General features: G+C 72.5%; 15 protein-coding genes. 11 read left to right on the top strand and 4 right to left on the bottom strand.

Features of this window, described 5'->3' with window-relative positions; all coding sequences use genetic code 11:
• The first annotated feature begins 15 nt into the window (after positions 1-15).
• Both OG494_RS37085 and OG494_RS37080 read left to right on the top strand, forming a co-directional pair.
• Positions 16-3,120 carry an ADP-ribosylglycohydrolase family protein gene (locus OG494_RS37085; protein WP_328446726.1) on the top strand — a complete coding sequence of 1,035 codons (3,105 nt, stop codon included), beginning with the start codon at positions 16-18 and terminating at the stop codon, positions 3,118-3,120.
• A gap of 36 nt (positions 3,121-3,156) precedes the next feature.
• Positions 3,157-5,064, top strand: coding sequence for a TNT domain-containing protein (locus OG494_RS37080; protein WP_328446724.1), 1,908 nt, complete (start codon positions 3,157-3,159; stop codon positions 5,062-5,064).
• Here OG494_RS37080 and OG494_RS37075 read toward each other — a convergent pair whose 3' ends face one another.
• The 3 genes from OG494_RS37075 to OG494_RS37065 all read right to left on the bottom strand — a co-directional run bounded on the left by OG494_RS37075 (position 5,065) and on the right by OG494_RS37065 (position 8,807).
• A complete protein-coding gene (locus OG494_RS37075; protein ID WP_328446723.1) occupies positions 5,065-5,916 on the bottom strand; it encodes a class I SAM-dependent methyltransferase in 852 nt (283 codons plus the stop codon).
• A 12-nt stretch (positions 5,917-5,928) separates the two neighbouring features.
• Entirely contained in the window at positions 5,929-7,263 is a 1,335-nt protein-coding gene (locus tag OG494_RS37070) for a sensor histidine kinase (protein ID WP_328446721.1), read from the bottom strand.
• Positions 7,264-7,364: 101 nt separating this feature from the next.
• The gene (locus OG494_RS37065) at positions 7,365-8,807 is read right to left on the bottom strand and encodes a CCA tRNA nucleotidyltransferase (protein WP_328446719.1); all 1,443 of its coding nucleotides are present in this window, start codon (positions 8,805-8,807) and stop codon (positions 7,365-7,367) included.
• Positions 8,808-8,906: 99 nt separating this feature from the next.
• On the opposite strand from OG494_RS37065, the gene OG494_RS37060 reads away from it, so the two are divergent.
• The 9 genes from OG494_RS37060 (at position 8,907) to OG494_RS37020 (ending at position 20,299) form a co-directional block, all read left to right on the top strand.
• Entirely contained in the window at positions 8,907-9,449 is a 543-nt protein-coding gene (locus tag OG494_RS37060; protein WP_328446717.1) for an NUDIX hydrolase, read from the top strand.
• Positions 9,446-11,593, top strand: a complete 2,148-nt coding sequence (locus OG494_RS37055; RefSeq protein ID WP_328446715.1) for a DUF6049 family protein — start codon at positions 9,446-9,448, stop codon at positions 11,591-11,593. The genes OG494_RS37060 and OG494_RS37055 overlap by 4 nt, the downstream gene beginning before the upstream one ends.
• Positions 11,594-12,454: 861 nt before the next feature.
• Complete coding sequence (murJ, locus tag OG494_RS37050) at positions 12,455-14,326, top strand: murein biosynthesis integral membrane protein MurJ (protein WP_328459139.1); 1,872 nt, start codon at positions 12,455-12,457, stop codon at positions 14,324-14,326.
• Between the two features lie 79 nt (positions 14,327-14,405).
• Complete coding sequence (locus OG494_RS37045; protein ID WP_442874332.1) at positions 14,406-15,998, top strand: protein kinase family protein; 1,593 nt, start codon at positions 14,406-14,408, stop codon at positions 15,996-15,998.
• Between the two features lie 31 nt (positions 15,999-16,029).
• Positions 16,030-16,653, top strand: coding sequence for an RNA polymerase sigma factor SigM (gene sigM / locus OG494_RS37040; protein WP_155548287.1), 624 nt, complete (start codon positions 16,030-16,032; stop codon positions 16,651-16,653).
• Positions 16,650-17,441 carry a hypothetical protein gene (locus tag OG494_RS37035; protein ID WP_328446709.1) on the top strand — a complete coding sequence of 264 codons (792 nt, stop codon included), beginning with the start codon at positions 16,650-16,652 and terminating at the stop codon, positions 17,439-17,441. Before sigM ends, OG494_RS37035 begins: the two co-directional genes overlap by 4 nt.
• A gap of 79 nt (positions 17,442-17,520) precedes the next feature.
• Positions 17,521-18,513, top strand: coding sequence for a thioredoxin-disulfide reductase (gene trxB / locus OG494_RS37030; protein WP_328446707.1), 993 nt, complete (start codon positions 17,521-17,523; stop codon positions 18,511-18,513).
• A gap of 33 nt (positions 18,514-18,546) precedes the next feature.
• A complete protein-coding gene (gene trxA / locus OG494_RS37025; protein WP_020642536.1) occupies positions 18,547-18,870 on the top strand; it encodes a thioredoxin in 324 nt (107 codons plus the stop codon).
• Between the two features lie 280 nt (positions 18,871-19,150).
• Positions 19,151-20,299 (top strand): N-acetylmuramoyl-L-alanine amidase, encoded by a 1,149-nt coding sequence (locus OG494_RS37020; protein ID WP_247059629.1) that lies wholly within the window; start codon positions 19,151-19,153, stop codon positions 20,297-20,299.
• A 216-nt stretch (positions 20,300-20,515) separates the two neighbouring features.
• Here OG494_RS37020 and OG494_RS37015 read toward each other — a convergent pair whose 3' ends face one another.
• On the bottom strand, positions 20,516-21,160 hold the full coding sequence (locus tag OG494_RS37015) for a GNAT family N-acetyltransferase (RefSeq protein ID WP_328446703.1): 645 nt from the start codon (positions 21,158-21,160) through the stop codon (positions 20,516-20,518).
• Positions 21,161-21,256: the final 96 nt, after the last annotated feature.

The following is a 21,256-nucleotide window of genomic DNA, read 5'->3' as shown; positions in this document are numbered from 1 at the left end:
GCGAGGATGGGGAGAATGAACGAAGAGGAAGCCGCCGCGCGCGTGCGGGAGTGGCTGCGCACGCGGCCCGGCGGCGACCGGCTGCGGATCCGGCCGGAGTACTCCGCGCGGCGGCCGGACGGCTGGCGCTTCACGGTCAACACCGCCGGTTACCTCGACGGCACCGACGTCGGCGCGGGGCTGGTCCCCAGCCCGGTGCTGCTCGTGCCGGACGACGGCGAGATCACCTACGACCTGGCGGCGATGGCGGGCCCCCCGGCCGAGACCGAGTGGCGTCCGGACGTCGACCCGGAGTTCGACGAGAAGGCGTTCCCCGAGCTGGGCATCCCGGCCCGGGCGATCCGCGGCTGGACGGAGTACTCGCCGTTCGGCGAGGCGACCGGCGCCCGGCGCGGCAACGAGGGGTACACCCTGGGCCCGGCCTGGCGCGGCTTCCCGAAGCCGGCGACCGACGCCGAAAAACTCCTGAACTACCTGGGCGCGAACTGGATCAGCCGGGCCGAGTTCGCGCACGCGCTGCTCGACACCGAGGTCCTCGTGCCGACGCCGGACGGCGAGCCCCTGCTGCGGCCGGTTCCCGGGACCTCGGGCCACGAGGTCATCGCCTACAGCTCCTCGGCGAAGGTGCCCGGCCGCTATCCGCAGCGGTGGCGGGTGGTCGTCCGCGAGCTGCTGCGGCACCGGCCGGGGACCGGCCTGACGCTCGACCCGGGCACCGGGCTCGTCCGCAGCCTGGCCGCGACCGAGCTGGCGGACGTCCCGGAGGACACCGAGCCGCGGCCGTGGATCGACGAGCCGGCACCCGAAGCCGGGCCGGAGGTCGCCGAGGCGCTGCCCGCGCTGGTCGGGGAGTTCGGCATCGAGCCGCCGGACCTGCTGACCCGCCACCTGCGCTACGCCGTCGACCAGGCCCGCGACCACCGCGTCGAGCTGACGCCGGAGGAGTGCGTCCGGTACCTGCGCGGGTTCGCCTGGCAGCACCGCAACGGCGTCCGGCGCCGGGCGGGCCAGGACCCGGAATGGCCGGCCGACCTGGCCGGGAACGGCCTGATCGCGCACGTCGGCGAGGACGCCGGCGCGCGGCCGGTGCCGTGGACGTTCGGCAAGTTCTTCGCCCAGGGCACGCTCGGCGCACGCTTCGCGTGGCACCGGATCGTCGGCGCGTACGTCGGTTTCGCGATCGGTGACGCGCTCGGCGGCGGCGCCGACCCGGGCGGCCCGCTGGCGATGGGTGGCCTGACCCGGCACCTGCTGTTCCACACCGACGCCGTGCTGCGCGGCCTCCCGCCCGTTCCCACCGGCGAGGTGCCCGCGACGCTGCCCGAGCCGGATCCGGTCGGCTGGCTGGCCGTCGCGACCCGGCACGCCGGGCCCGCGCCCGCGGAGTTCTCCTCGCTGCTGGCCACGGCCTTGGCCGCGACGCCGGCCGGCGCGGTGGCGCTGGCGGACGTCGACGGCGAGCAGTACGCGAAGGACGTCGCCCGCGAGCTGACCGGCAGTGCGGCCGGGGCGGAGGTCACCGAAGGCGTCGAGCTGTTGGTGGCGCTGTTCCAGGCCCTGCTCACGCGGGAGGAGTTCGCGCCGCCGGTGTACCTGCGGCTGCGGGAGCTCGGCGGCGAGCAGGCGGCCTCGACGCTGGCGCTGCGCGAGGACCGCGACGCCGACGACGTCACGCAGCTCGAGAGCATCGGTGACGGCCGGAGCGTCCGGTCGGTGCTGGGCCGGGCGTTGTTCGCCGCGGCCAAGCGCGGCCACGACCCGGAGGCGGCGATCACGCTCGCCGCGCGGTCCGGCCCGGTCGCCGGCTCCCTGGCCGGAGCCCTCGTCGGCGCCCGGCTCGGCGTGCCCGGCCTGCCCGCCGCCTGGGTCGCGGCGCTGCCCGACCTCGGGCTGCTCGACGACGTCGCGAGCGACGTCTTCTGGTATTTCAACCGCAACGGCCTCCAGACGGAGACGGCCGAGCACGCGCGGTGGGAGCGCCGGTACCCGAGCGGCCGGTTCACCCCGAAACCCTCCTCGCACCCTGCTCCGGCGGGGCCGGACCGGCGGTCCCGGCTGCGCGGCAGCCTGCTGGCCGGCGCCATCGGCGACGCGCTCGGCGCGAAGACGGAGTTCGACTCGATCGACCGGATCCGCGAGATCGCCGGACCGGCCGGGATCACCGACTTCATCCCCGCGTACGGCGGCGTCGGCCGGATCACCGACGACACGCAGATGACGCTGTTCACGCTCGAGGCGCTGATCCGCGCGCACGCCCAGCGGCGGCACACCGGCTCGGCCGACGTCGTGCACTCGCTGCAGCTGGCCTACCAGCGCTGGCTGCACACCCAGGGTGTCGCGTGGGACCGGGCGCGCGGGCCGCGCTCCGACGTCGAAGCGCCGGACGGCTGGCTGGTCACGCACCAGGAGCTGTTCAGCCGCCGCGCGCCGGGGCTGACGTGCTTCGGCGAGCTGGAGGCGTACGGCCGCTCCGGCGTCCGCGGCACCATGGACCGGCCGGTGAACAACTCGAAGGGCTGCGGCGGGGTGATGCGCGCGGCGCCGGTCGCGCTCTGGTCGGACGACCTCGCCGAGGTGTTCCGGCTCGGCGCGGAGAGCGCGGCGCTGACCCACGGTCACCCGAGCGGGTATTTGTCGTCGGGCTGCTTCGCGGTCATCGTGCACGAACTGCTGCACGGAAGGGCACTCCTCGACGCCGTCGCGACCGCGCGGGCCGAGCTGGTGGAGTACCCGGCGCACGAGGAGCAGAGCGCGGCGCTCGATGCCGCGCTGGCGCTGGCGGAGCAGGGACCGCCGACGCCGGAGAAGGTGGAGTCGCTCGGGCAGGGCAACGTCGGGGAGACGGCGTTGTCGATGTCCGTGTACGTCGCGCTGACCACGGCGGACGCCGACACGGCGCTGCTGGCGTCCGTCAACCACAGCGGGGACAGCGATTCCACCGGGTCGGTCTGCGGCAACCTCGTCGGCGCGATGTACGGCGAGGAAGCACTGCGGGGGAGCTGGCTCGACCGGCTCGAGCTCCGCGATGTCATCGTCGAGCTGGCGGACGACGCGCTCACCGAGTTCGGCGCGGATGCGCCGGACGAAGACCGGTGGTTCGCTCGGTACCCGCTCGACTAGATTTCTGGGGTCACTGGGGTCAGGGGAGGACAAAACGTGCGTTACCGGGTCGAGGTCGCCGAACGCCCGGACGGCCTGTACGCCGCGTGGGGTGAGGGGACCTACCGCGCGCAACGCTCCACCACGGACGGCACGGTGCTGCTGTCCGTGCTGCCGGACGACGAAGCACCTGCCGGCTTCGACAAGGAGCACGAAGGCCATCCGGCGCGGGTGGTGCCGGCGAGCGAGGTGCCGGCGACGTTCACGCTGCGCACCTTCTGCGAGTACGACGACGAGATCTTCGAAGTCGCTCCGGGCGAGCGGCCCGAGCTGACGCTGCGCTGGGTCCGCGATGACGCCGCGCGAGCGGCGCAGCTGGGCCTGACCGACTTCTCGGTGACCGTGCCGGCGAAGCGCGTCCAGTCGATCTGGCAGGCGCGGCAGGACTTCACCGAAGCGCCGGACGCACGCCCGAAGCCGGGCGAGGGCGACCAGAACGCGCTGCTGCGGGCCATCGGGCGGACGCTGCTGCACACCGTGCCGGGCGGCTGGACCCGCGTCGGCGCGCAGTTCCGGCAGGTCGGCGACTACGCCGAGATCGAGCTCCGCGCGGTCGGCGACGAGGACGGCCCGGTTTCGGTGTCGCTGCCCGCCGTCCCGCGTCTCGGCGGGCTCTTCGCGCGGCTGCGCGCGTCGATGTACCAGCCCGAGTCCGGGACGTGGTTCCAGGGGACGTTCACGCTGGACTCGGCGTCGCAGTTCGACTTCGACTTCGACGCCGACCGCGAGCCGGACTGGCGCGTCCCGCCGAACGACGGCGGCCGGCCGTCGACCGCGGCCTACGAGCTGGAGCTGGCGACGTTCCCGCGCTCGGCGAAGCACCTGCCGTCGTGGCTGACCGCGCGCGCCGGGCTCCCGCTCGACCTGACCTTCCGGCTCGCGCGGGCAGCCGACTCGCACGCCGAGGGCGAACGTCCGGTCGTCAACCGGCCGCCGGTGCCGCCGGACCAGGTCCGCGGCGTGCTCGACTACCTGTTCCGGGCGCCGGTCGCGCTGCACCGGCCCACGCCGCTGCCGGACATCTTCGGAGTGCCGGGCGCGAAGCCGGAAGTGCCGAACGCGTTCCACACCGACGGCACCTGGATCTGGCCCGCCGCCGTGCCGCACTACCTGCGCAAGTACGGCGTGCCGCCGGAGCCGGAGCTGGTCGAGCACGTCCGGGCGGCCGGCTTCCGGCCGCCGTTCGTCGGCGAGCTCGTCCGGGCGACGGCGGAGGCGGAGGTCGCCGGGCACCCGCGGCCGCCGCAGACGGCCGCCGACCTGCCCGACGAGCGCGCGCTCACCCGCGTCGCCCAGGGCGAGCAGGTGCGGAACCTGAAGGGCGCGGAGACGCTGGAGCTGCTCCAGCAGCGGCTCGCCGAGCACGGCGTGCCGGCCGCGGCCTACCGGATCGGCGCGAACGAGGTGCCGGCCGAAGGCGTCTGGACGCTCCGCCGCGCCGAGAACGGCTGGGAGGTCTCGCGCCCGCCCGCCGACGAGCCGGTGGCGTTCCCCTCGCTCGGTGACGCGGCCCGGTTCCTGCTCGGGGTGCTGCTGATGCAGCCGGTGCGCCCGGCGGAGGAGTCCGACCAGCCCGCCGACTGGCCGATCCTGCCGATGCGCGGCGAACCGCCGTTGAACTTCTACCGCGGCAAGCGCCTGATCGTCCTGCCGCCGGGCACGACGGTCGTCCGGTTCGGCAACGAGACCGGCAACCTGGTCCACGCCGAGCCGACGCGGTTCGTCGAGACGTCGCTGGCGTTCGAGCGCGAGCGGGAGAAGCGGCTGTACCGGGTGCTGCGGTCGGTGCGGGTGCTGACCGGCGTCACCGCGCCGTGGAGCGGGATGCCGGGCGGCGCGGTCGCGTACCTGCTGCCGCGGCCGCTCGCCCAGCACCTCGAGACGGGCTCGCTCAGCCGGGTCTGATCAGGAGGCCGTGATCAGGACGGCGGGCGACCACCAGTAGTCGGCGAGCGGTTCGACGACGACGTCGGTGAAGCCCGCCGTCTTCAGCTGCTCGGCCCAGGCCGCGGCCGGGTGCTCCCAGTTGGTCCGCTCCTGGCCGGCGACCAGGCCGAGCAGCACCGGCAGCAGGAATCCCTGCGCGACCAGCGAGGCGTCTTCGCCGTACTCCGCGACGCCACGCTCGTAGCGCTCGACGAGCGAGCGCAGGTGCTCGGGCGATCCTTCGGTGAACTCCGGGACGTCGAACTCGGCCAGCACCAGCGTCCCGGCGCGCAGCTGGAGCGTGCGAAGCACCTCCGCGCGCTGCTCCGGCTCGATGGACTGCAGCGCGAACGTCGACTGGACGAAGTCCCAGCCGAGATCGTCCCGGGCCAGGAACTCCTGCGCGGTCGACTGCCAGCACTGCGCCGCCGGCACCCGCTCGTGGACGCCTTCGAGCAGCGCGGCCGACGGCTCGACCAGGTCGATCCGGCTCGGCACGTGCGTCGCCTGCTCCAGCGCGGGCACGACGGCCAGGCCGTCACCACAGCCGAGGTCGAGCAGCGATTCCGGCTTCCCGGCGTCGTAGCGGGCGGCGAGTTCGGCGCTCAGGGCCCGGTAGAGGCCCACGTTGCCGCCGCCGCGGATGAACGCCGTGAACGCGCTCGGCGCGTCGTACACCGGCGCGGCGCCGTCGCCGGCGAGGTAGGTCCGCAGTTCGTCGGCCAGTGAAGAGCCGTCGCGGCCGGCTCGGGCGGCGAGTTCGGTGGCCTGGTCGCGGTCACCGGCGCGGTAGGCGGCAAGGGCGTCGGCGAGCAGCTCGATCGAGGTCATGCTCAGGAGATATCAGAACGGGACCCAGAGCGTCACCCGAGTGCCCCCGCCGGGGCTCGATTCCACCAGGGACGTCCCGCCGACCTCGGCCAGCCGCGCGGTGATCGACTCGCTGATGCCGAAGCCGGCCGGGCGGTCGTCCGGGCTGAAGCCGGTGCCGTGGTCGCGGGTGATGACCGCGATCCCGCCGTCACGCGCCTCGACCCGCACGACGACGCGGTCGGTGCCGGAGTGCTTCATGGTGTTCCGCAGGGCCTCGCGGACGGCGTCGCGGATGGCGATCTGCCGGACCTCGGACAGCGTGTCGTCGTCGAGCTCGGCCACCACGAGCTGGGCGCGCAGACCGTCACGCGCCATCTCGGCGGCGAGCCCGGCGAGCTTCTCGCCCAGCGGCCGGGCCCCGGCTTCGGCGCGCTCGGACGCCGCCGACTCGATGGTGTGCCGGATCTCCATCGCCTGCGCCCGGGCGAGCCGCTGGATCTCGATCAGCCGCTGCTCGGGGTCGGCGCTGCCGGACAGCGCCATCGCCTCGAGGGTCTGCAGCACGGTGTCGTGCAGCATCCGGTGCTGCTGGGCGCGCTCGGCGAGCCGGCCGTTGCGCGTGCCGTAGGCCAGCGCCAGCCGGGTGCCGAGGCCGGTGAGCACCAGCGCGGCGGTGGCCAGGAACATCAGCGCGAGCAGCGCGGAGTACGTCGAGAACGCGGCGTCGACGTGGAACTGGCCGGTGTTCAGCCAGTTCGCCAGCATCCGCAGCGGGAAGCTGATCAAGGCGAAGACCAGCCCGGCCGGGACGCCGAGGGCGAGCGTCAGCAGCCCGGCCTCGCCGAAGAGGTGGATGCTGCTGACGGCGAGCGCGTCGAAGTACACCCCCCGCGGCACGGTCAGCGCGAGGACCAGCGGCGAGAGCACGGTGAACGCGATGTCGACGGCGAGCAGCTTCCCGGCGTCGCGGCCGTGGAACGGCGCCGAGCGGAACATCCAGCGGAAGCCGACGACGTTCAGCACGACCGAGAGCAGGGTGAACACGCCGACCGGCAGCAGCCCGGTCGTCCCGTGCTCCAGCACGTGGACGCCGAACTGACCCGGCACCGCGAGCAGCCGGTAGGCGAGCGGGATGAGCACGACGTACCGGGTGGCGCGCAGCAGCAGGCCGTCGCGCTGGGCCGGGTCGATCGGCCCGGCCATCTTCGAGATCCGCTTCAGCGCGTGGATCGGGGTCGGGTCGCCGATCTCGTCCGACAGCTCGCTGGTGGCCGTCGCGATCGCCGGCGCGCCTTGCCGCAGCAGCGCCACGAAGAAGCTGCCCCCGCCCACCGCTTTCGGCGAGTCGGGCGCTTCGGTGGACATCGCGCAGACAACTCCCTGGTCACATCGGTGAGCCGAGGTCCGGAGTATCCCCAATCCGCGGCGCCGAGGTCCAGCTTTCGACGGAATTCACCGTAGGTTGGTCAGGAGTTCCCGATTCCCTCCGCGTTCGCCCACTTCTTCAACTCCGCCACGGCGTCGTCGTGCTCCAGCGGCCCGCGGTCCAGCCGCAGCTCCTTGAGGAACTTCCACGCCTTGCCGACGTCCGGGCCCGGCTTGAGGCCGAGCAGCTCCATGATCTCCTCGCCGTTGAGGTCCGGCCGCACGCGGTCGAGGTCCTCCTTGGCCTTGAGCGCGGTGATCCGGGCCTCGAGGTCGTCGTAGGTCGCCTGCAGCGCGGCCGCCTTCTTGCGGTTGCGCGTGGTGCAGTCGGCGCGGACCAGCTTGTGCAGCCGGGTCAGCAGCGGGCCGGCGTCGGTGACGTACCGGCGGACCGCCGAATCCGTCCACTCGCCCTTGCCGTAGCCGTGGAACCGCAGGTGGAGGAACACGAGCTGGGAGACGTCGTCGATGATCTCCTTGGAGAACTTCAGCGCCCGCAAACGTTTGCGGGCCATCCGCGCGCCGACCACCTCGTGGTGGTGGAAGCTCACCCCGCCGCCGGCCTGGAACTCCCGCGTCGCCGGCTTGCCGACGTCGTGCAGCAGCGCCGCCAGCCGCAGGATCAGATCCGGCTCCGACGTCGGCTCGTGCGAGGTCTCCAGGTCGATCGCCTGGGCCAGCACGGTCAGCGAGTGCTGGTAGACGTCCTTGTGCTGGTGGTGCTCGTCGATCGCCAGCCGCATCCCGGAGACCTCGGGCAGCACCCGCTCGGCCAGCCCGGTGTCGACCAGCAGCTCCAGGCCCGGGCGCGGGTCGGCGGCCAGCAGCAGCTTCGACAGCTCGGCCTGCACCCGCTCGGCGGTGATCCGGTCGATCTCCTCGGCCATCGACGTCATCGCGTCGATCACCCGCGGCGCGGCGGTGAAGCCCAATTGGGCGGCGAAGCGCGCGGCCCGCAGCATCCGCAGCGGATCGTCGGCGAACGACTCCTGCGGCGTCGCCGGGGTGTCGAGCACCCGCTCGGCCAGCGCGTGCAGGCCGTCGTGCGGGTCGATGAAGGTCTTGGACGCCAGGTCGATGGCCATCGCGTTCACCGTGAAGTCGCGGCGCAGCAGGTCGCCCTCGATGGTGTCGCCGAAGGTGACCTCGGGATTGCGGCCGACGCGGTCGTAGGTGTCCGCGCGGAACGTCGTGATCTCGAGCTGCATGCCCTTCTTCGTCACGCCGACCGTGCCGAACGCGATCCCGACGTCCCAGACGGCGTCGCCCCACTCGCTGACGATCTTCAGCACGCGGTCCGGCCGCGCGTCCGTGGTGAAGTCGAGGTCACCGGAGCGCCGGTCGAGCAGCGTGTCGCGCACGCTGCCACCGACGAGGTACAGGCGGTGACCGGCCCTGGCGAACCTTTCCGCCAGCTCTTCCGCCAGGGGAGGGATGTGCATCCGCTCCACCACCGCGTTCTGCTTGGCGACCACGTCGTTCACGGAAAACCCACTACTTTCGGGTGCGATTACTACAGGCACCACCGGACAGGACACGGAGAGCCAGCCTACCGGGGCAACCGTTTGCTCTAGCATCGCAGCATGTCTGGATCAGCCGGCCGCCCCGGCGCCTCGAAGCCGCGGAGGCGGCGGAGGCGGCAGCGCGGCAGGCGCCTGACCACGGTCGACGAGACGTCGGCCGGTGGCCTCGTGCTGGACGAGGCACGCGAACAGGCGGCGCTGATCGGCCGGCTCGACCGGCACGGCAGACTGCTCTGGTCGCTGCCCAAGGGCCACATCGAGGACGGTGAGACGGTGGAACAGACGGCCGTGCGCGAGGTGAAGGAGGAAACCGGCATCTCCGCGCGGGTCCTGCGGCCACTGGGCACCATCGACTACTGGTTCGTCGCCGAGAAGCGGCGGATCCACAAGACCGTGCACCACTTCCTGCTCGAAGCGCTCGGCGGTGAGCTGTCCGACGAAGACGTCGAGGTCACCGAGGTGGCCTGGGTCCCGCTGGCCGAGCTGGAGACCAAACTCGCTTACTCCGACGAGCGGAAGCTCGTCCGGAAAGCCAAGGAACTTTTGGCGCGCCCGGACGTCCACGGACGAGACGAGCACGCCCCTGAGGGAGCCCCCGAGTGAAGCGGTTCGCCGCAGCCTTCCTTTCCGTCCTCTTCCTGGCCGTCCCCGCCCTGGCCGGCGCCACGGTGGCCGACGCGGAAGAGGGCGCCCGACTGCGCGTCGAGCTCAACGAGCTCAACCCGCGCGTGATCACCGGTTCGACGACGACGCTGACCGTCGCCGGCACCGTCACCAACACCGGCGACCGCAAGGTCACCCGGCCGCAGGTGCGGCTGCAGGTCGGCGAGCGGCAGACGACCGAACGCGGGATCGGCGACGTCCTGTCCGGCGCGGTCATCAAGGACAGCCCGCTGACGGACTTCACGTCCGTCGCGGACACCCTGGAGCCCGGGCAGAGCGCGCCGCTGAACATCTCGGTGACGCTGACCGGCGCGCGCGCGGCGCAGTTCAGCCGCCCCGGCGTCTACCCGCTGCTGGTGAACGTCAACGGCACCCCCGAGTTCGGCGGGCCGGCCCGGCTGGGCGCGGTCAGCATGCTGATGCCGGTGCTGGCGGGGCCGGGCAAGACGGTGAGCCGCGGGTCCGGGGCGCCGAGCATGACCCTGCTCTGGCCGCTGACCAGCAGCGTCCCGCACGTGTACGCGTCGCCGCTCGGCGGCAGGGCGGTGCTGGCCGACGACCGCCTGGCCGACGAGATCGGGCCGGACGGCCGGCTGAACGCGCTGGTCACGGCCGCGCACACGGCGGTGCAGGGCGACCCGAGCCTGGCCCGGTCGATGTGTTTCGCACTCGACCCGGACCTGCTGGCGACCGTCGACGCGATGAGCCGCGGCTACCAGGTGCACACCGACGCCGGGACCATCGACGGCAAGGGCGCCCAGACCGCGCAGACGTGGCTGGCCGCCGTCCGTTCGCTGGTCGGCAGCCGGTGCGTGGTGGCGCTGCCCTTCGCCGACGCCGACCTGGACACCGTCTCGCAGATCCGTCCCGGTGACGCGACCCTGATCGCCCAGGCGGCCGCCGGCGCGGCCACGATCCAGGGGCTGACCGGCGTCACGCCGCAGTCGGGGGTGCTGTGGCCGGACGGCACGCCGAACGCGTCCGTGCTCGCCGCGCTGGCGCAGGCCGGGATCCGGACCGTGCTCACCGACGCGGGCAAGCTCGCGCCCGCCGCGGCCGGCGGCGGCGTCACCGTGCAGGGCAGCACCGTCCGCGCGCAGCCGACCGATTCGCTCATCTCCTCGGCGATGACGGGCGTGCCGACCGTGCCGGACTCGGTCACCATGCCCGCCACCACCGAGGCGGCCGTCACGAGCCAGAACGGCCTCGGCGCACTCGCCTTCCGCGCCGGCCTCGGCCTGCCCGCCGGGCAGGACCGGCCCGATCACCTGCTGGTCGCGCCGCCGCGGCGCTGGGACGCCCCGGCCGCCGAGCTCACCGCGTACCTGCAGCAGGTCGGCAACTTCCTCGACGCCGGGCTCGTCACGGCGACCTCGCTCCCGACGCTGCTGGCCACCGACCCGGCGGGCCCCGGCCCGGTCGGCGACGGCGGCCAGGCCGCGGCCGCCGACCCCGCCGTCGTCTCGACGCTGTCGAGCCTCGACGAAAAGACCACCGGGCTGGCGAGCGCGATGCAGCTGGATCCCACCAAACGGGTGAAACCGGACGACGTCGTCGCGCCGGTCCGGCTGGCCGAGCTGCGGGCCGCGTCGACGTCGTGGCGGGGCCTGCCCGCCGATGCGGCGACCGCGAACGCACGGGCCGATCTGGCCGCGATCAGCGAACAGGTGTCCGTTTCGCAGCCCAAGCAGACGATCGCCCTGGCCTCGGGCAACTCGCCGCTGCCGGTGTACGTCAGCAACGACCTGCCGGTCGGGATCAACGCGCGGTTCGTGCTGACCAACAACACCGGCCTGCGCTCCGACGACGCCAAGGCCCGGTTCTTCCCGGCCGGCGGCGGCAAGAACTACTTCCTCCCCGTCGAGGCGCTGCGGGCCGGCCGGTTCAGCGTCGATGTGTCGTTGCGCACGCCGACCGATACCCCTCTCGGGTCATCCGCGCGGTTCGAACTGACGTCCACGGAGTACGGCGCGATCACCATCATCGCGACCGTCGCCGCAGGTGCGGCGCTGCTTCTGCTCGCCTCCCGGCGCATCTACCGGCGGGTAAAGGACGCCAAGGCCGGCCGGGGCCCGGTGGACTGATCCCTCGGCCTTTGAGTGTTCCGGGCGGTTCCCGATTACCCTGGGTCCGCACGCACGCGGCGAACGGGCCGCGGCGCCGGGGACCGAGCACTGAGGATTGGGCACGCGTTGGAGAGAGAGCCGGGCCTACCACCCGAGCGTGCGAGTCGTCCTCGGCGCGAAGGCGCACCGCCCCCGCAACGCGGTGACGGGCCGCCCCGCGCGGCCCAGCCGGGCCGCCGCCAGCCCCCGCCGAAGCAGCAGCCGCCTCCGCCACCCCCGGAGCGCGGCCGCCGCCAGCCGCCCCGCAACGGCCACACCCGCCAGATGCCCCGCGAAGACCAGCCGGTCCGCGAAGGCCGTCCGCCGCGCGACGACCGGCCGGTCCGTGACGGCCGCCCGCCGCGGGAAGACCGCGCGGAACCCCCGGTGCGTGACGGCCGGGCCGCCCGCGGCAAGCCGCCGGTCCAGGACGACCGCCCGGTCCGCGAACGTCCGCCCCGGGACGACCGGCCGGGCCACGACGAGCGACCGGCGCGCCCGGTCCGCGACCAGCGCCCCGGCCCCGACGACCACCCCGGCCGGGAGGACCGCGCGCTGCGCGACGACCGGCCGCCCCGCCGCGTCCCGCCCCCGCAGGGTCCGCCGCCCCAGCCGCCGCGTGGCGGGCAACCGCCGCGCAACGCGGCCGGTCCGGCGCCCACCCGCGTCCAGCCGGTGCCGCCCATCCCGCCGCCGCCGAACCCGGCGGGCCCGCCTCCGCAGCAGGGCCCGCCAGCGCACCAGGGGCGGCTGCCGCAGCCGGCCCCGCCGGTGACGCCTCCGGTCGCCGTGCCGCCGGCGACACCGCCGCCCGGCACCCCGGCCGCCGGCAGCCCGGCCATGGGCACCCCGCCCCCGGGCATCCCGGTGCCGCCGCGTGGCCGCGCGCCGCGTCGTCCGGCGCCGGTCCGGCCGTGGCAGGAGGAGGCCCAGCGCCCCGTCGACCCGGAGGCGACGCGGTTCATCCCGCGCACCGCCGGCGTCCCGATGGCCTCGCGCTGGCCGGTCGCCGACCCCGACGTCATGCGGCCCTACGACGCGCTGGCGACGCAGGTCATGCCGGCGATCAAGACGCCGCTCGTCAAGCCGGCCGAACCCGGCACCGAGGGCGCGGCCCCGGCCAAGGCGCCGTCGCTCGCGAAGGCGTCCGGCCGGATGGCCATCGCGTCGCTGATCAGCCGGATCACCGGCTTCCTGTGGAAGCTGCTGCTGGTCGGCGCGATCGGCCAGGGCATCGCGAACGACTCGTTCAACGTCGCGAACACGATGCCGAACATCATCTTCGAGCTGCTGATGGGCGGCGTGCTCGCCAGCGTGGTGGTGCCGCTGCTGGTGCGCGCGCAGGACGAGCCCGACGGCGGCGCGGCCTACACCCAGCGCCTGATCACGGTCGCGTTCTCGCTGCTGCTGGTCGGCACGGCGGTCGCGGTCGTCGCGGCGCCGGCGTTCACGAGCCTCTACGTCGACGGTTCCGGCAAGGCCAGCTCGGGGCTGACCACGGCGTTCGCCTACCTGCTGCTGCCGGAGATCTTCTTCTACGGCGTGTTCGCGCTGCTCTCGGCGGTGCTGAACGCCAAGCAGATCTTCGGGCCCACGGCCTGGGCGCCGGTGATCAACAACCTGGTGGTCATCTTCACGATCCTGGTCGTCTGGATCATGCCGGGCGACATCGACACCGTGCACCCGTCGCTCACCGACCCGAAGGTGCTGACGCTGGGCATCGGCGTCACCGCCGGCATCGTCGCGCAGGCGATCCTGCTGGTCCCGCCGCTGCTGCGGTCGGGCTTCCGGTTCAAGTGGCGCTGGGGCTTCGACAAGCAGATGAAGGAGTTCGGCGGCCTCGCACTCTGGATCCTCGGGTACGTCGCGGTCAGCCAGATCGGCTACACGATCAACACCCGCGTCCTGACCAGCGGTTCTCCCGGCGGTGTGACGGCCTACAGCAACGCCTGGCTGCTCTTCCAGCTGCCGTACGGCGTCATCGGCGTCTCGCTGCTGACGGCGATCATGCCGCGGATGAGCCGCGCGGCCGCCGACGGCGACCACAAGAAGCTGATCGGCGACCTGTCCTACGCGTCGCGGATCTCGACGGTGATGCTCGTGCCGATCTCCGCGGTGATGACCGTGGTCGGCGGCTCGATCGGCATCGCGCTGTTCACGTTCGGCAAGGGCACCGTCGAGACCGCCGAGCGGCTGGGTGACGCGCTGGCCATCTCGGCGTTCGCGCTGCTGCCGTACGCGCTGGTCATGCTCCAGATGCGCGTGTTCTACGCGATGAAGGACGCCCGGACGCCGACGCTGATCATGATCGTGATGACGCTGGTCAAGGTGCCGCTGCTCTACCTCTGCCCGGTGCTGCTGTCGCCGGACAACGTCGTGCTCGGCGTGATGATGGTCAACGCGCTGACGTTCGTCGTCGGCGCGATCCTCGGCCAGGTGTGGCTCTGGGTGACTTTGGGCAACCTGCGGAGCAAGCGCGTCATAGGCGTGATCCTGTTCACGGTCGTGGCGAGCGGGCTCGGGGTGGCCGCGGCGTGGGTCGTGGGCAAGGTCGTCCCGGACTCGTTCGGGCCTACTTTCGGGGCCTGGGTGAAGCTTCTGCTGCAAAGCGTCGTGGGCATCGTGGTCTCGTTCGGGGTGCTGATGGCCCTGAAGGTGGAGGAGCTTCAGCCGGCCACGAGCAGGTTCACCCGGTTGATCAAGCGCGGGTAACGATTCCGGTACGGATGACGACGACTCCCGCGTCGTATTCTGGGTACCCTCGACGCGGGGAGCTAACGGGAGAGTGCGGGTGGATACGAGGCGCAGCGAACAGGCAGGGGGTGCGAACCACGTGGGCAAGACCCAGGTCGGATCGCTCGCCCCCGGACGTGTGGTCGGCGACGGCCGCTACCGCCTCCTCGCACAGTTCGGCGTGGACGAGCGGGGTGACGCGCACCTGTGGCGCGCGCGGGACGGCCAGCTGAAGCGGGACGTCGCGCTGACCCTGCTGGTCGGCGACCCGGCGGACCCGGAAGCCGCGCGGCTCGCGCGGCGGACCCTCGAACGCGCGACGCACGCGTCCAAGTTCGGCCACGGCGGGGTCGCCCGCGTGCTCGACGTGCTCGCGCTCGGCAGCGGCATCACGTCGAGTGAAGGCCTGCTCGGCGTGGTCGTCGCGGAATGGACCAAGGGCAGCGACCTGGTCGACCTCGTCGCGCAGCGCCCGGTGGCGCCCGGTGCGGCCGCCCGGATGGTGCAGGCGCTGGCCGAAGCGGTCGAGCAGGCCCACCAGAACGGTCTCGTCCTCGGTCTCGACCACCCGCAGCGGCTCCGGCTGACGCCGAACGGCGCGCTGAAGCTCGCGTTCCCCGGCCCGCTGCCGGAGGCGACGCTGCGCGACGACGTCAAGGCGCTCGGCGCGGTCCTGTACCTGCTGCTGACCGGCCGCTGGGCGCTGCCCGGCGGGCCGCCCGCCATCCCGGCGGCGCCGCTGACCCCGCAGGGCCGGATCGTGCCGCCGCGGCAGCTCATCCCGACCGTGCCCGCCGACCTGTCGTCGCTGGCCGTCCGCACGATCGAGGACGGCGGCAACGGCGGTATCCGCACCAGCGCGGCCATCCTCCGCGTCCTCGAGCAGGTGGCCGAGGAAGAAGAGCGCACCCAGCTGATCAAGGCCGTCGGCGGTGATCCGGCCGCCGAGACCGAGGGCACCGTCTGGACCACGAAGAAGCCGGTCAAGGACGTCGCCCGGCGGCGCAAGCTCGCGCTCGGCGTCACCGTGCTGGTGGTCGCGACGGTCGTCATCCTCGCCTGGGGCGGGCTGATGCTGATCAACGTCTTCCAAGGCGACTCGAAGGCGAGCGGGCCGACGATCAACGTCGCGGCGCCGCCCGCGTCGAGCCAGCCGGCCGGGCAGCCGCCCGCGTCGAGCCAGCCCGCGCCCCCGCCGTCGCCGACGGTCGGCCCCGCGGCGACACCGCAGGCCGTCGCCGTCTACAACCCGGACGGCAAGGGCGACAACACCGCCCGGGCGAAGTACGCGACCGACGGCAAGCCCGAGACGGTCTGGCGGACCGAGAAGTACAAGCAGCAGTTCCCCGTCATCAAGTCGGGTGTCGGGCTGGTCGTCACCTTCAAGGACCCGATCAACCTGAGCCAGGTCAAGGTCTCCGGGGGCACCGCGGGCACCAAGGTCGAGATCCGCTCGGCGACCGAGAAGAACCCGGACCTGGCCGACACGAAGGTGGTCGGCAACGGCGACCTGCAGGACGGCGACACCACGATCCCGCTGGCTCAGCCCACCCAGGGTGAGTACTTCATCGTCTGGATCACCCAGCTGGGCGGCGAGGACGGCCAGTTCCTGACCCAGATCGCGGACCTGTCCTTCCTGCCTGCGGGGTGACGCACCCGACAGGGTCAGTAGGCTCTCGCGGGTGACAGCTGCAGCTCCCACGGATGCGGATCTGATAGCGGCTCACGCCGCGGGGGACCCTCATGCGTTCAGCGAACTCGTCCAGCGACATCGCGACCGCATGTGGGCGGTCGCCCTGCGCACGGTCCGCGACCCGGAGGAAGCCGCCGACGCGTTGCAGGACGCGTTCATCTCGGCGTTCCGGGCCGCCGGCAAGTTCCGCGCCGAGTCGCAGGTCACGACGTGGCTGCACCGGATCGTGGTGAACGCCTGCCTCGACCGGATCCGCCGCCGCCAGGCGCGCCCGACCGTCCCGCTGCCGGAAACCGGCTTCAACGAGCCGGCCACCCCGCGCGATTCGATGGCCGAGCGCGAGACGAGCCTGCTCGTGCGCGAGGCGCTCGACCAGCTGCCGGAAGACCAGCGCGCGCCGATCCTGCTCGTCGACGTCGAGGGCTATTCCGTGGCCGAGACGGCGAAGATGCTCGGGATCGCCGAGGGCACCGTGAAGAGCCGGTGTGCCCGGGGCCGCGGAAAACTCGCGAAGGTTCTCGGACACCTGCGGAACCCCGATGCGATTGCGAACGTCCCAACTCACGAAAGCAAACGGGCCGGGCGCCAGCCGGGTAGCGGGGAGGGACGATGACGGACGAAAGCCGGGGGATCGGGGGGACCGTCGGTCCACCCTGGTCTGTCGACGTGCTCGCCGATCTCCACGCCGGCGTGCTGGACGACGACCGGGCCGCGCAGCTGTGGCCGGCCGTCAACGCCGACCCGGAGGCCCGCGCGATCCTGGACGCCCTCGACGCGACGCAGGCCGACCTGGCCTCGCTCGCCGAGGCACCCGCTCCGCCGATGCCGGCGGAGTTCGCGGCGCGGCTCGACGCGGCCTTGGCGGCCGAGGCGGCCGCCGCCTTTCCCCAGCAACGCACGGCGCCGGCACCGGAGCAGACCGGGACCGGGGACGCCCAGGTGGTGGACCTCGCGGCGGCCCGGCGGCGCCGGAACAAGCGGCTCGGCTGGGCGGCCGGCGTCCTGACCGCGGCCGCCGCGGCGGTCGTCGCGGTGACGGTCGCGATCCCCAGCACGTCGCAGCAGAGCGGCACGCCGAACGTCGCGGCCCCGCCGCCGTCCGGCCCGACGGTCGGCGCCGACGGCAGCGGCGCGCAGGCCCTCGTCGGCAAGGCGGTCGGCGTCCGCGACTTCGGCCCGCTGGGCACCGAGGACCGGCTCGACGCCTGCGTCCAGGCCGCCGGAATGGACCCGAAGGTGCGGCCCGAGGGCATCCGCCCGGTCAACGTCGGCGGCAAGGCCGGCGTCATGATCATCCTGACCACCGGCAAGCTGGCCCAGTTCCGTCTGGTCGCCTTCGGCGCGGACTGCGGACCGGGAAATCCGGCCGTCCTGTTCGACAAGGTCGTCGGGGAGAAGTAGCGGCTGTCACGGCTGGGAACATGGCCACCTACGATCGTGTTGAGCCTGGTACACGGGTCACTACGAGCGGAGGTCACGGGTGGCTGCCGAAGACATCAGGAACCTGATCATCGTCGGATCGGGTCCTGCCGGATACACCGCTGCCGTTTACGCGGCGCGGGCGCAACTCGAACCGCTGGTGTTCGAGGGGACGCAGTTCGGTGGCGCTCTGATGACGACGACCGAGGTCGAGAACTTCCCGGGGTTCCGCGACGGCATCATGGGTCCGGACCTGATGGAGGAGATGCGCAAGCAGGCGGAGCGCTTCGGCGCCGAGCTGCGGGCGGAGGACGTCGAGTCGGTCGAGCTGACCGGCGAAGTCAAGTACGTGACCGCGAACGGCAAGCGGTACGCCGCCCGCGCGGTCGTCCTCGCCATGGGCGCGGCGGCGCGCTACCTCAACGTGCCGGGGGAGCAGGAGCTGCTCGGGCGCGGTGTGTCGGCCTGTGCGACCTGTGACGGTTTCTTCTTCCGCGATCACGACATCGTGGTCGCCGGCGGCGGCGACTCGGCGATGGAGGAAGCGACCTTCCTGACGAAGTTCGCGAAGTCCGTCACGGTGGTGCACCGGCGCGAGGAGTTCCGCGCGTCGAAGATCATGCTCGAGCGCGCCCGCGCGAACGAGAAGATCAAGTGGAAGCTGAACTCGCAGATCACCGGCGTCGTCGGGAGCAACAAGGTCGAGGGCCTGAAGCTGAAGGACACCCAGGACGGCTCCGAGTCGACCCTGGACGTCTCCGGCTTCTTCGTCGCGATCGGGCACGACCCCCGCAGCGAGCTCGTGCGCGGGCAGATCGACCTGGACGAGGACGGCTACGTCATCACCCAGGGCCGCAGCTCGTACACGAACCTCGACGGCGTCTTCGCGGCCGGTGACCTGGTGGACCGCACCTACCGGCAGGCGATCACGGCGTCCGGCTCGGGCTGCAGCGCCGCGATCGACGCGGAACGCTGGCTCGCGGAGCACGGCGAATCGGACGCGCACGAAGCGGCCGAGCTCGTCGGCGGCGGCTACGGCCCGGGCACCAACTGACTTTCCGGCGTACAACCACCTGAAGGAGAAACCATGTCCAACACCGTCAAGGTGACCGACGCGACGTTCGTCGACGAGGTCCTGACCAGCGAGAAGCCCGTTCTGGTCGACTTCTGGGCCACCTGGTGCGGGCCGTGCAAGATGGTCGCCCCGGTGCTCGAGGAGATCGCGGCGGAGAACGGCGAGAAGCTGACCATCGCCAAGATCGACATCGACGAGAACCCGAACACGCCGCGTGACTACCAGGTGATGTCCATCCCGACGCTGATCCTGTTCCAGGGCGGCAAGCCGGTGAAGCAGATCGTGGGCGCCAAGCCGAAGGCCGCGCTGCTGTCGGATCTCGCCGACGTCCTCTGAACCGAGCAAGCCCGGCGAACCCGGGGCCTGCGGGAACCCTCCTGCGGGCCCCGGGTTCTCGTCGTTCGGGGGAATCTCACCGGTGTGGGTGAATCCTGCGTGACGAGGGCCACCACCGGTACGCCACGAACGGGCTCTTGACGCACCGACCGGGCCTGCGGTGTCACCGAGAGTTCGCAAGGCACAATAGAAGACCTGGGTACGTCCCAGTGATGGTTTTCCCCCGAGGTTTTACCCCGCGCCGAACCCCCATCGGTGCCTGAGGAAGAGCGAGGAGTGCATGCGGGTACTCCGCCGCGGTGACGCCGGTCCGGACGTCGCCGAGATCAGGTCGATCCTGGCCGGGATGGACCTGCTCCCGCCGGTCACCGGTACCGACGCCTACGACACGTTCGATGTCGCCGTCGAGAACGCCGTTCGGGCCTTCCAGCAGAGCCGTGGGCTGATGACCGACGGCATCGTGGGTCAGGCCACCTTCCAGGCGCTCAAGGGCGCCAGCTACCACCTGGGCAGCCGGCTGCTGTCGTACACGATCGCGGCCCCGATCCAGGGTGACGACGTCTTCACGCTGCAGGAGCGGCTGACCGAACTCGGCTTCGACGCCGGCCGCCCGGACGGCTACTTCGGCGCGGCGACCGAGCGCGCCCTCAAGACGTTCCAGCGCGACATGCGCCTGACGCCGGACGGCATGTGCGGCCCCGCGACCATCCGTGAGCTGCACCGCCTGTCCTCGCCGCGGGCCCGGGGCGGCCGCCCCGTGTTCCTGCGCGAGCAGGAGCAGGTGCGCCAGGCCGGTCCCCGCCTGCGCGGCAAGCGCATCGTGATCGACCCCGGCCACGGCGGCGACGACCTCGGCGTGGTCGCCGGCGGTCTCCGCGAGGCCGACATCGCGTGGGACCTCGCGCGCCGCCTCGAAGGCCGGATGAAGGCCACGGGCATGGAAGCGCTGATCTCCCGCGGCCCGAACCACAGCCCCACCGAGCTGGAGCGCGCGAAGTTCGCGAACGACGCGGGCGCCGACCTGTTCCTCTCGCTGCACAGCGACAAGAACCCCTCGCCGCGCGCCCAGGGCGTCGCGAGCTTCCACTTCGGCAACGGCAACGGCACGACCTCGACCGTGGGCGAGCTGCTGGCCGGCTTCATCCAGCGCGAGGTCGCGGCCCGCACGGGCCTGCAGGACAACCGCACGCACTACAAGTCGTGGGACATCTTCACCCGCACCCGCTGTCCGGCGGTCCGGGTCGAGATCGGCTACCTGACGAACCCGGACGACAGCCGCAAGCTCGGCGACCCGGCCTTCCGCGACATCGTCGCCGAGGGCATCCTGATCGCCGTCAAGCGCCTGTATCTGCTCGGCGAGGGCGACCAGCCGACGGGCACGTTCACGTTCGCGGACGTCTTGGCGCACGAACTCGCGAAGGCCGAGTAGGGCGACCACAACCCCTAGCGGCTCACCTTTACCTGCTCCACCACACCTGGGGACGCTTACGCGCCGTCCCCAGGTTTTGGCGCAGTCATCCACAGGTTGTCCACCGCGCCTATCAGCGCTCTGTGGATAACTCGGCACTTCTTCCACAGCTGGGCACGCACGACGGAATCCGTGTTCCAGGCGTGCTGAAACACCGGCGCAAACGTTTGCGAGTGGTCAGGCGCGGCCGAGGCTCGGCTCGGCCGTGGTGATCGTCACCTGGCCGAGCAGCCGCTCCAGCGCCGCCTCGACGTCTTCCTTCCAGGTGATCGCCGAACGCAGCTCGAGACGCAGGCGCGGCCACTTCTGGTGGGGACGGACGGTCTTGAAGCCGACACTCTGCAGGAATGCCGACGGCAGCACGCAGCTGTGGCCGCCGTCCGGGTCCGACTCGTCGGGGCGCGCGTCACCGAACGCCTCGATGGCGCGGACGCCGCGTTTGGTGAGGTCCTTCGCGACCGCCTGGACCAGCATCCGGCCGAGGCCGCCACCGCGGAACTCGGGGAGGATCTGGAAGGCCGTCAGCAGCACCGCGTCCGCGCTCGGCGGGGACGTCGGGAAGGCCAGCGAGCGCGGGACGGCGTTCGGCGGGGCGTACAGCACGAACCCGACCGGCAGCGTATCGCTGTAGACGATGCGGCCGCAGGAACCCCACTCGAGCAGCACGCTCGAGACCCAGGCTTCCTTCTCGACCTCGGTGGCGCCGAACTCCTCGGCCTGGTTCTTCAGGTGCGGGGCCAGCTCCCAGTACACGCACCTGCGACAGCTCTTCGGCAGATGCTCGAGGTTGTCCAGTGTGACGCCCACGACGCGACGCGACACCCGCGACCTCCCTGACCTGCGCTCCCGGTGGACTCCTCGGCCGTCAAGCCGCGCGGAAACACCGCACGAACACGGGAGCCATGGTCGATGGTAGGC

Origin of the sequence: Amycolatopsis sp. NBC_00438, from assembly GCF_036026695.1 — a bacterium.
GTDB lineage: Bacteria > Actinomycetota > Actinomycetes > Mycobacteriales > Pseudonocardiaceae > Amycolatopsis.
This window is presented reverse-complemented; position numbering and strand designations above follow the sequence as displayed.

What these genes read in the sequence shown, in the direction of transcription:
- OG494_RS37075 (WP_328446723.1), bottom strand. Translation starts at nt 5,916, where the DNA reads ATGACCTCGATCGAGCTGCTCGCCGACGCCCTTGCCGCCTACCGCGCC.
- OG494_RS37020 (WP_247059629.1), top strand. Translation starts at nt 19,151, where the DNA reads ATGCGGGTACTCCGCCGCGGTGACGCCGGTCCGGACGTCGCCGAGATC.
- murJ (WP_328459139.1), top strand. Translation starts at nt 12,455, where the DNA reads ATGGGCACCCCGCCCCCGGGCATCCCGGTGCCGCCGCGTGGCCGCGCG.
- OG494_RS37070 (WP_328446721.1), bottom strand. Translation starts at nt 7,263, where the DNA reads ATGTCCACCGAAGCGCCCGACTCGCCGAAAGCGGTGGGCGGGGGCAGC.
- OG494_RS37085 (WP_328446726.1), top strand. Translation starts at nt 16, where the DNA reads ATGAACGAAGAGGAAGCCGCCGCGCGCGTGCGGGAGTGGCTGCGCACG.
- OG494_RS37035 (WP_328446709.1), top strand. Translation starts at nt 16,650, where the DNA reads ATGACGGACGAAAGCCGGGGGATCGGGGGGACCGTCGGTCCACCCTGG.
- trxA (WP_020642536.1), top strand. Translation starts at nt 18,547, where the DNA reads ATGTCCAACACCGTCAAGGTGACCGACGCGACGTTCGTCGACGAGGTC.
- OG494_RS37060 (WP_328446717.1), top strand. Translation starts at nt 8,907, where the DNA reads ATGTCTGGATCAGCCGGCCGCCCCGGCGCCTCGAAGCCGCGGAGGCGG.